The organism is Bartonella sp. AA18HLJMS, from assembly GCF_042197245.1.
GTDB lineage: Bacteria > Pseudomonadota > Alphaproteobacteria > Rhizobiales > Rhizobiaceae > Bartonella.
Map to the genome: position 1 here is coordinate 1 of NZ_JBHIRP010000025.1, position 11,329 is coordinate 11,329.

The following is an 11,329-nucleotide window of genomic DNA, read 5'->3' on the forward strand; positions in this document are numbered from 1 at the left end:
TTTTATCACAGCACAAATCACATTGTTTAAAAATTTAGTCGTTTGGAATTATCGATTATACGTTTAAAGAATGGTATAAGTTTTGCTCTTTTTTGAGCGAAACCTTAAAAAGGAATAATAGGTTTAATTTATAAAGATTGCATAAAAGGATTAAGGATAAGAACGCTTTTAAAACGCTTACTAAAAGTTAAAAAAACGATAAAGAGGTATTTTATATCTTATGAAATGAAAAGCCTTTTAATGAATAGATTGCAGACTAGTTTTTAAGAACGGAATTATTCGCTTCCACAAAACTAATACCACAGTAGTAAAATACTATTTTACCTTAGATATGCTACTAAAAAACGTTTTAAAAGTTACCATTTAAAAGTACAGAGCACAAATATAGAGCGATTAATTTGCAAAAAAGTTATGTTTAAAAGAAACTTATGAAAGCCTTTCTAAATACTGTTTAAACGTTTGAAACAGATGTTTATAACAGTTTCTAAAGCCTTGCGTTTGATAAAAGCGGTTGTTTATTGTCTTTATGAGAGCTTGTTTTAAAAGCCAACGTTTGCAACTGTAAAAAACGGGTTTTGTTAAAGCTACCAAGTATTTTGATTTGTTTGATAGGTTTTGATTTTAGAATGTAAGTTATTTCAATTTACTCAACTCAATTTTAAAGTCAGTATATTGAAACGTTTTAAAAGAAGCATTTTGATCATGTGCTTTATTTCAAATGACTACCTCACAAAGGAGGAGTTATGATTAATACGTTTGATAGCCATAACAAGCGTTTTATAGGCTCTCTCATTCAAATGAGTGATTAAAGATCATACACATCATACATTTCTCTTGATAAGTTTTCATATCTTGAATAGAGCGCTTGTAATATAATACGTTTTGTATATATGCGTTCATAACTCCATTTGAAATGATTCATAAGGGTAGACATTTGAAAGCCGCGTCATAATCACTTGACACGGCTTTTTTTGCATTCTCTCTTTTATGATGGGTTTATAACCATAAAGAAGGCACTTCCATGCCTGTTATTTATGCTATTTATCAATCTTAACAACGTTATCGCTTTCATAAACCTCATAATTTTGAGCAACTGATTTTACATTGCTTTGTTTATCTATTTTTGCTTTTCCATAGGCACGACCATAGACCTTTACAGAACCAGAGATTTTTGCATTCCCATAAACAGAGCCATAAACCGCAGCACGCCCACTCACAAGAGCAGAGCCGTAAACCTTGCCATAAATCTTTGCAAAGCCTTTGATAGCAGCCTGTCCATAAATTTTTGCACTGTTGTAAATACAAGCAGAGCCAGAAACCTTTGAATGACCATAGATTCTAGCATGATCATAAACAAAAACATCATGAGAAACGCGCGCATGTTGATAAATATGGGAGTTGCTATAAACGCGGGCGTGATCACAGACATGAGCATTGCCATAGATATTGCCAGCCACATGAGCACTTCCATAAACACAAGCATGGTCATAAACTTTAGCATATCGAGTGATTAAAGCCTTTCCATAGACCTCAGCATTCCCATAGACACGCCCCCGCACATGAGACAAATGACGTACTTTAGCATGATCAGAAACATGAGCATAGCCATAGACACAAGCCTCATCATAGACCCAGCAATTGCCATAATGAGATAAGTTCCCTTCATTTTCGATATAGCCACCTAAATCGCCAGCCTTAACATCATCAAAATCTCTTAAAGCCCGAATGCGATAAAGGTTTATAATTTGCTTAGTAAGTCTCTCTTTAATTTGTTTGATTTGATTGGTTAATTCATATTTTTTACACATAGAGATCCCCTCACAATCTAATGTGATAAACGTTTGATAAAATTTGAAATGGAAAAATTGGGTTGGAAAGCAGGCGCCCCCGCCGCGCCCGCGCATTATTTACGCAGCGTTATTTTCAATAATCTTTACAACGGTATCGTTTTCATAAACCTCACAATTTATGGGAACCCAATATAAATCACTATCTCTTTTTAATCTTGCATTGCCATATACATTACCTCTAATCACGAAATAACCAGAGATTTTCGCATTACCATAAACAGAGCCATAAACATCAGTATGACAGCCCACGCTAGCATTCCCATAAACCTTGCCATAAATTTTAGCAGCGCCACTGATAACAGCATGATCATAAACCTCAGCATTGCCATGAATACGAGCGCTCCCTGATAATTTTGCATTGCCATAAACCCGCGCCTGATGATAAACCCAAGCATTATAAGAAAGATGCGCATTGTCATAAACATGAGCATTTGCATAAACGCGGGCACTGTCACATACATGGGCATTGCCATAAACATTACCCATTATAATAGCTTTATTAAAAACCTTGGCATTTTCATAAATATGGGCAGGATTTAAAACAAGAGCATTATCGTAAACCCAGCAATTGCCATCATGAGAGAGGTTACTTTCATTTTCAATAAAACCACCCAAGGCACCAGCCTTAACATCGTCAAAATCCCTTAAAGCTTTAATGCGATAAAGAGTTTGATTATTAAATACACGTGTCTCATTTGTGAGTGCAAACTTTTTTTGCATAGCACAATTCCTTTATAAATAGATTTGAATTTTAGAATGAAATGTTTAAAGAGGGGCGCCCCCGCCGCGCCCGCGCGTCATTTACACAGTTGTAAAAACAATATCAGCAGTGATAACGGGTTCTTTATAATTGCCACCAATTTTGGTATCACCACCAATCTCAGTATAGCCAATTACCTTGGCATTGCCATAGACATGAGCATCACCATGGACCTTGCCATAAATTTTTGCATTGTCATAAATGCGAGCATCATCATAAACCTCAGCATTATCAGAAATTAAAGCATTATTGGAAACCCAAGCACCACCATAAACCTTGCCATAAACCTTGGCATTGTCATAAACGCAGCTCCTATCATAAACATGGGCATAACCAGTCACTATAGCATTCCCATAAACCTTGGCTTCTCTATTGACCATAGCAGCGCCACAAACATGGGCATTATCGCAAACCCTAGCATTATCAAAAACTATAGCATTTTCATAAACATGGGCATTATCATAAACCTGAGAGGTTCCTAAAACACGCGCTTTATCATAAACCTCAGCATTGCCATAAATTCTAGTTTTATCAAGAAACTTGCCATAAATAGTGTCATAAATTTTTGCAGATCCAGTAATTTTTGCATTATCCGAAACATGGGCATTATCGTAAATACGAGCATCACCATAAACCATGGCATTGCCACCGACCCAACAATCACCATTATGAGCTAAATTTGCAACCTTATGTATAAAGCCGCCTAAATCACCAGCTTTTATATTAGCAAAATCCCTTAAAGCCCGAATGCGATAAAGAGTATAATCACCAACCTCTATTGTCTCTCCTGTAAATTCGTATTTTTTTGCAGGCTGTTGTTTATTAACAGATGCAGTTTCATTTGAAATGGAAGAGATAACGGGGGTGTTGTTTGATATATTTGTCATAATTAAAACCTGTTTGAATAATATTGTTATTGACAGCCCAGAAGGGCGCCGGGTGCTAACAAACACGGCAAACAGTCCGTCGTTACACTTTTCTCATAAAGAGTATTGTATGGTGTAACCACACCCGACAAAATCATTATATGCTAATCATAACATAAAAGACAGTCAGTATTTTAAAAGATGGGAAAGATTGTTTCGTAATCTACCCGCTGTTTGTTTAGTGTTGTTAAGCACTTGATTATTTATATAACAAAATACGTATTTATTGTCAAATAATATTTTATCTTTTTTGATATTTTTTCTTATTTTTTAAATACGTTGTGTGTTGATAATGTCTTATGCCTATTAATTGCTTCTTTTATATTTATATGCTTTTAAAGCTATATTATTGGCTTTCTTAAATGATTGCGTTATTTTCTGAATCTATACATTTATAATATTTAGAAACGCTCTCATGATGCGTATTTTAAACTTTATAACCTATCAATTTTGTCACTAAATGAATTTTAAATTTTTTGTGAATTTTGTTTATAACATATTTGCAACTTAACAGCTTTTTATAGAGATGGTCTTTATAACCAATGCATTCATTTGCATTATGATTATAAAACCTTGCTGTTTTTATGCATTCTCTATAGCTGTTATATGCTTTATAGCCACCGCATCATTTTTCATTTTCATAAGAGAAACGATAAATAGGATAATTACGATTTATAGACTGTTATGAAAACATCTCAATAGAAACTGATAATTATAGAGATGAGCAAAATCTCTTTTAATAGACCGTGTCAGTGTTGTCAGTTCCTTTTAAGACCCTCTATTATTTTTTTATGAGTAAAAATTAAAAACATTATATTTCAATAGTTTAATATCTTTAAAACATAACCCATATCAAGAGTACAATCTTGAAAGATAACCAATGATGTGAATTGATTAAAACCTGTCAGTTATGTGTCAGTAAATTGAACTGACAAAAGTGATCATTTTAGTGAGTCATTAAAACGTGTCTTATGAAAAGCGTATGACCCTTTAAAGCCTTTCAAAAGATAGCTTGTAACTCATATGAAATGCTATCAAAATCATTATGGTTATGAGTTTTGAAGGGGTTTTGAGTTTTGAGGGTTGCTGCTATTATGTAAAAAAACGATAAAAAGTAAAAACGTTATTTTTCAATATGTTAAGATTTTACAGACCTTTAAAAAACAACCCATATTGATAACACAACCTATAAATTCAACTAATAATATACGTTTTGAGGGGGTTTTGACGGTTTTTACACCTTCAAAACCTATAAGCAAAATGAATATACATAACTCTCTTTAAACAAAGCTTTTGATAACAATAAAGCACTCATTTTAGATTACGGTATAATCTCTTAAAGGCAATGTAAAAAAATCTAATTCACTTTAAGAGTGGATTTCATAAATTTTGCAAAACAATCTAAAAAAATTATTTAAAAATTCAAATCGTATCTTTAATTTGAATTATAAATACATTATTAGACTTTTGCATTAATCAAAGGTTTATGATGATGAAGTTTTTTATTTTACTTTGTTTGTTAATACTCACAGCTTGTGGTCCTATAACACATTTGAACGGAATTGTTGATCCAAACTACAAGGGACGATTTCAAACGAAAAAGGTGGTCATAGGAGGTGTTGGCATGTCTATTTCTGAGCAAAAAGAACTTGAAGACACCTTTGAGAAATCCCTCGTTAAATACAATGTACAGATATTGAGAGGATTAGAACTTTTCCCTCCAACTCGTAATTATTCCTATAACGAGAAAGAGGAAATTATAACAAATAAAGGCGCAGATGCACTCCTAATAGTTAGCGTTGATAATCGTGCTATATCACAGACGTATATCCCGCCAACATATCATCCGGGAACCTCTACAAGTACTATTTCGGGATTTGGAAACTTTGCTACCATAAAAACTGAGACGACACCAGGTTATGTGACCGGTGGATATAATATTAGTAAGCCCGCCATAAGTGTTAGTGTTTATCTTATTCACCATACAAAAAACAAAGAAACCATATGGCTAGCAAAAGGCTATAGCGATGGAAATGCTTTTGCATCATTTTCTAATCTCATAGTAAGCGTTGCTGAAACAACTGTTGAAAAACTAGCCAAAGAGGGGCTTATAGTCCCAAAGTAGAGTTAGGAAAATAGCAGCATAATCACGAATTTTAGCCACAAGGTCGATGTTAATAAAGCTATCATTTTAGATTACGGTATAATCTTTTAAAGGCAATGTAAAAAAATCTAATTCTATTAAAGAGTGGGTTTCTTAAAAGTCTTAAAGCAATCCCAATAAGAGTGTTTAAAAGTACAAAGCCTTATTTTTAGAATAACGCATATTAGGATTGTATCTAATCAACTTAACAAAAGAGGTATAGATTATAGTTATAAGCTCTATACCCCTTATGCGTTTATCATACCCATTATATGAGCATCTTTATAAGTTATTCAGTTTCTCTTAATACCAATTTGGGTAAGTTCTTAACGATTTTCATGGTTTCTAAACTTACCGTAATAACCCTTTGAAACAACTCCAATGGGTAAGCAGGGTTGCCAACGGTTTCAACAGCATAGCGATTGGCATCATTCACAATACCACTCTTTTTATCAGTCTTTACACATTGACGCTCCATAACCCATTCAAGAGCGGGCTTGCCATTGACGATATACTCATAAACTTCAAGAGGGATATCTGTCATAATGATATTGCTGTTATAAATAACCGTTGATTTATCTTTCTCTTTACCTGCTTTTGCGAATTTCATTTCAGTCACATAATAAAATTTTTCGGGATTATAGATCTCTGTTTGTTTTGGATTACCTTTTTTAAAGGTTACTGAATACGGCTCTACAGTTTCATAGTTTATGTGCAAATGCCCCAGTTCACGCCCTGCGGTTACAAACTTCCAAAAGTCATCAGCACTCTTTACACAAGGGATACGAGGCAGTTCTTTAGAGAGGTTATCAGCATAACGGGTGCGATAATCTTCCGAATGAAGTAGACCGTAAACATAATAGAATAGATCATCTTTTGTTATGGCTTCATTAGGATAAGCAGCTTTAAAATGTGCTAATCCCTCATCCGTAATGGCATCACGCTTCTGTAAACCAGCTGTTTTACTTTCTTCTGTAAATAAATGGGATTGTTTCTCACTTTTACTTTTTGAGACCGTAGTATCTTCGTAAATATATCTTGGAAAGCATTGACTTTTTTCTATTGAATCAAAATTAGGTAAATCCTTACTCATTAGTACAGAAAAACCTTTCATTGCACCTACGCCTGTCACTTGTATTACTCTATTTTCAACCGCTTGTTCCATCGGGAATATACATGGAATTTGAGCAACCATTTCATTAAAGGCACGATTATAATAGAGCCATTGTTGTGTAAAAGGACGATATAAACTTTGAATAAGGCATGTATCTTCAAATTCAAAAATCTTTCCTTTAGTTAAATGTTTCTTAAGATTAATACTCCAACTAATTTTACTTTCATCGGCATTAACAAAATTGTCTACAGTTTTAGTACCTGTTTTACCGTCACTATGTGTATAAACACCATTAAAACGCTCCACTTCACTATTGTAGAAAGTAATCATATTACTCATATTTTTCGCGAGAGTTTCATTGCTTGCATTGTATGCCCAAGCATCACGATTGGTTTTTAGACCACAAGAATAAATCTCAAACAGTTTTTTACTATGAGGTTTCTTATCACCTAAAGCTAGGAATGTCTTGAAACTGTCATCACGTTGACCAAGCCAATCATTATGCTTATCCGGTATAATTATTTGCCAACCTTGTTTGCTCTGTGTAATACCATCAATGCTACCAAATTTTTTAATTGTCTTAAGCTTTTTTTCTCTTGTGAGATAATCTCCAATATCACGGAAATATATTTTCCCACGCTGTTGAGATTCTGGATTTTTTATGAGAATAGAGATAGCTATGGGAGCCCGTGATCCAGAACCAAAAATCTTACCACCTTCTTTTCGCGAAAGTTCTCCAGAGGTTCGTTGATTACCCCGTAAATGGAAAATATAAAGGCTGCTAAATTCCTTAACGAGGCATTTTCTTAAACCATTTAAAGAACATGCATTAATAAACCCTGCGTTTGTCACAAAACCAATAATACCACAATCTTTTATACGGTCACTAGCCCATCGAATTGCTCGTATATAGCTATCATAAAGTGCTTGCATATTGATTGATTCAGATTGAGCAGCATAAGTTTCACTGATACGATTATCTAATATGGGATAAGGGGTATTCTTCGCATTATCATTAGCACTTTTTTGACCAGTTGAATAAGGCGGGTTGCCGAAGATAACTTCGATAGTCAAATTTTTCTGATGCTCTAAATATTCACTGTTTTCTTTGAGAATACCTTCCATCAAATTTTTTTCTTCAATCATTCGAAACGTATCAGTCAAACCAATATGCTTGAAAGGGATATAATTTCCTTTCATAAGACCATGATAGGTTGCTTCGATATTAATGGCTGCTATGTAATAGGCTAGCAAGACAATCTCATTTGCGTGGATATCATAACGGTATTTATATTCCATATCCTCTGGTTTGATGAGATTGGATTGTAATAGCCGTGTGATAAAGGTCCCAGTACCCGTAAAAGGGTCAAGAATAGAAACACCACGTGATCCTAGACTTTTTCCAAATTCATGACGCAACACATCATCAACAGAATGAATGATAAAATCAACAACCTCAATGGGAGTATAAACAATGCCTAATTTTTCTACTGTACGCGGAAAAGCATAACGGAAAAATTCATTATAAAGCTCTACAATTAAACTTTGTTGTGCTTCAAGAGTGGTAATTCCACGCGTGTAAAATTGTACACTCTTAGAAATATTTTTGAGATCTTGAGATTCTTCTTTAGGGGTAACTTTATCAAGGACATTGAGTACACGTTGTAAAGCACAAGATACGGGATTCTCTTGAACAAACTGATGCCCCTCAAATAAAGCATTAAAGACTGGACGCGTCACAAGATGTTGCGCAAGCATTTCAATCGCATTTTGTTCGGAGATAGTTGTATTTAAATTACTACGTAATTCGGTCATAAAATCATTAAACACACGCCGTGTTTCAGTTTCTGATTTCGTCAAAACCTCAGTTAAGCGTGTGATATGAGTTTGAGCAAGATCACCAACATTTATTGCCCATTTTTTCCAATAGCTAGGGTCGTAAAATCTATTAACAATAGCAGTTCTAATGACATCTTTACATTTAGAAAAAAGGGGGAGTTCTCCTTGTTCTTCACATGTGTGAGAGGATTCATAAGTTGCTAACCCAATATTAAGTCCTGAATACTCTAATTTTGAGCGTATAGGTAAATCATCAATAACCGTGGTCGTATCTTCTAACGCAAGTTCTTGAGAAGCAGCAACAATTTCAAGAGCATCGCTTACGTCTTGTTTTTTGTGCATATGGTGAATTATTTTATTAAAGTTATCATCATGAGCACGTAAAGCATTGAGAACTTGCCAGATGACATTATACTTTTGGTTGTTTTCTAAGGCTATTTCCGGCGGAATATCAGCGGGTATCCCAACGGGTAGAATGATATAGCCTCTTTTTTTACCCTCTGCTCGACGCATTACACGTCCTATTGCTTGAATAATCTCAATTTGACTTTTGCGCGGGTGTAAAAATAGAACAGCATCAAGAGCGGGTACATCAACACCTTCAGAAAGACAGCGTACATTGGTAAGTACACGACAAGTATTTTCCCCCGCATCTTCCTTTAACCATTCAAGTTGTTTTGTACGCTCTTTAGCACTAAAGGTTCCATCGATATGGGCAAGGGTACAGTTAAGAGGAGGAGTATCTTTATAGTTTTTATGAAGAGCGCGCAAAGATTCTTGCACTTTTTCTTTTTTGAATCTCTTGCATATGCGTTTAGAAGTCTCAATATCTTTGCAAAAAGCTAAAGCTCTACGCATGGGTTTGGGGTCATCTTTAAGATCAAGTTTCAGATCCATTTTGGTAAGGGCTCTATAACAGCCATTAATCTTGGTCCTATCGTCGAGAATAAGTTCATAATTCTTATCGGTTATCAGATGTTGAATGGATTGGCTTACTTCTTCTTCGTTGACAACTAATATGATAACTTTACAAGGTGCTAACAGCTTATCCTCTAAAGCACGTGAAAAGTTGTAAGTATAAAGTTGTTTGCCATAGAGTTTTTCATTATCCATGGATACCAAAACGTTATTGGATAAGAAAGCATTCTTTTTCAGCTTGTCACTAAAGATCTTTGGGGTTGCTGTCATGTAGAGGCGTTTTTTGCCTCGAATAATGCTATTGTCATGAACCTTGATAAATTCAGATTCATGCTTTTCTGTTCCCAACACAACACCAGTTGTTCTATGGGCTTCATCACAAATGATCAGATCAAATTCAGGTAACCCATGGTCTTTTTGTGCATCCGAAAGCACTTGGATAGAATGGTAAGTTGAAAAGATAACCGTCATTGCATCTGTTAGGTTTTCACGCGCTTCTTTGGCAAGGGCTTGGGCATCCGTGGTAGCAGGGAGCACAAGATCTGATGTTTCCATGCCAACAATATCATCTTGGTTTTTACGACGCTTGCCTACTTTTGTATCCGAACACACCGCAAAAGAACGCAACGGGACTTGTGCATCGGCTGTCCATTCACGGATCGTTTGCGAGACTAAAGCAAGCGAGGGCACCAGAAACAACACACGCTTGCCTGTTCCTGCTATGGTTTCTGCTATCTTTAAACTGGTGAAAGTCTTGCCCGTTCCACATGCCATAATCAGCTTACCACGGTCTGCTTCTTTTAACCCTTCACAGACTTTCTTGATGGCTTCTTCTTGATGTGGACGAGGCTCTTTTGTTGATTTCAGAAGAACTTCTTGTTTTGTTGCAAATATTTGCCAATCTATCCGACTGTTTTCCATATGACGAAGGTCAATACGATAAACGGGTATCGCTTGTCCTTTAATCATGGCATTCACATTGTCACTTAATTCCACTTCTGTGGTATCAACGAGAAGACGATATTTAAAGATGTCTTTTCCAGAGGCAGCGATAAAGCTATCAATATCTTTTTTACTGATCTGATGGTCAGCTTTATAAAACTTACATTGAATAGCCACATATCCCTCTTGATTGCGAAGCTTTGCCACCAGATCAATGCCGATATCATTTTTATTCCAACCTTCACGCTCTGTTGCCCATTCATAATAGCTCTCAACCGTTTCATATCGTCCAAAATGGAGAGGGTCATGCATAAGATAAGCCATGACAAGATTTTCAAACAGCGTTCCCAATTCACGGGGTGATTTTGCTTGTTGACGATAATATTCTAAGAGAGAGCGTAAAGTGACGTGTTCATTATCAGAATGATGAGGGCGAAGCATAAAGAATAAACTCCATGACAATATATTCTATTGATTAATTCTCTTCAAAAGAATCAAAATGAAGCTTATTAAATCCATTTTGAGTAAATGGTGAAAAAAATGCAGAAAAATGCGAAAAAACGGATAAATTTTTTTCAAAAGGGTTTTTAAAGGTACTTATCCACAGCCCATGGCATAGGATAAGATCAGCAAAGTAGTGAAATTTGCTGTTTATTTTATGGAAAAAAGACAAATGCACTATGTGCTTTAAAATATCATAATAATTATTTTGATAGGTTTTATGAGTCACTAAAATAGTCTATTTTGTCAGTTTAATTTACTGACACAAACTGACAAATATATATTATGGATTGTATTTAAGGTTGTATTGTCGATATAGGTTGTATCATTAAAATA

At 35.0% G+C, this 11,329-nt stretch carries 5 protein-coding genes; 1 reads left to right on the forward strand and 4 read right to left on the reverse strand.

Annotated elements, in window-relative coordinates:
- Nucleotides 1-1,037 precede the first annotated feature (1,037 nt).
- The 3 genes from ACFINW_RS08995 to ACFINW_RS09005 all read right to left on the reverse strand — a co-directional run bounded on the left by ACFINW_RS08995 (nt 1,038) and on the right by ACFINW_RS09005 (nt 3,497).
- Nucleotides 1,038-1,808, reverse strand: a complete 771-nt coding sequence (locus tag ACFINW_RS08995; protein ID WP_375629682.1) for a hypothetical protein — start codon at nt 1,806-1,808, stop codon at nt 1,038-1,040.
- Between the two features lie 99 nt (nt 1,809-1,907).
- The gene (locus ACFINW_RS09000) at nt 1,908-2,570 is read right to left on the reverse strand and encodes a hypothetical protein (RefSeq protein WP_375641106.1); all 663 of its coding nucleotides are present in this window, start codon (nt 2,568-2,570) and stop codon (nt 1,908-1,910) included.
- 81 nt (nt 2,571-2,651) lie between these two features.
- Nucleotides 2,652-3,497, reverse strand: a complete 846-nt coding sequence (locus ACFINW_RS09005) for a hypothetical protein (protein ID WP_375641105.1) — start codon at nt 3,495-3,497, stop codon at nt 2,652-2,654.
- A gap of 1,531 nt (nt 3,498-5,028) precedes the next feature.
- On the opposite strand from ACFINW_RS09005, the gene ACFINW_RS09010 reads away from it, so the two are divergent.
- Nucleotides 5,029-5,661, forward strand: a complete 633-nt coding sequence (locus ACFINW_RS09010; RefSeq protein ID WP_375674213.1) for a hypothetical protein — start codon at nt 5,029-5,031, stop codon at nt 5,659-5,661.
- Nucleotides 5,662-5,968: 307 nt separating this feature from the next.
- On the opposite strand, the gene ACFINW_RS09015 is transcribed toward ACFINW_RS09010, so the two are convergent.
- Nucleotides 5,969-10,933: a DEAD/DEAH box helicase gene (locus ACFINW_RS09015; protein WP_375641103.1), complete on the reverse strand. Its 4,965-nt coding sequence runs from the start codon at nt 10,931-10,933 to the stop codon at nt 5,969-5,971.
- Nucleotides 10,934-11,329: the final 396 nt, after the last annotated feature.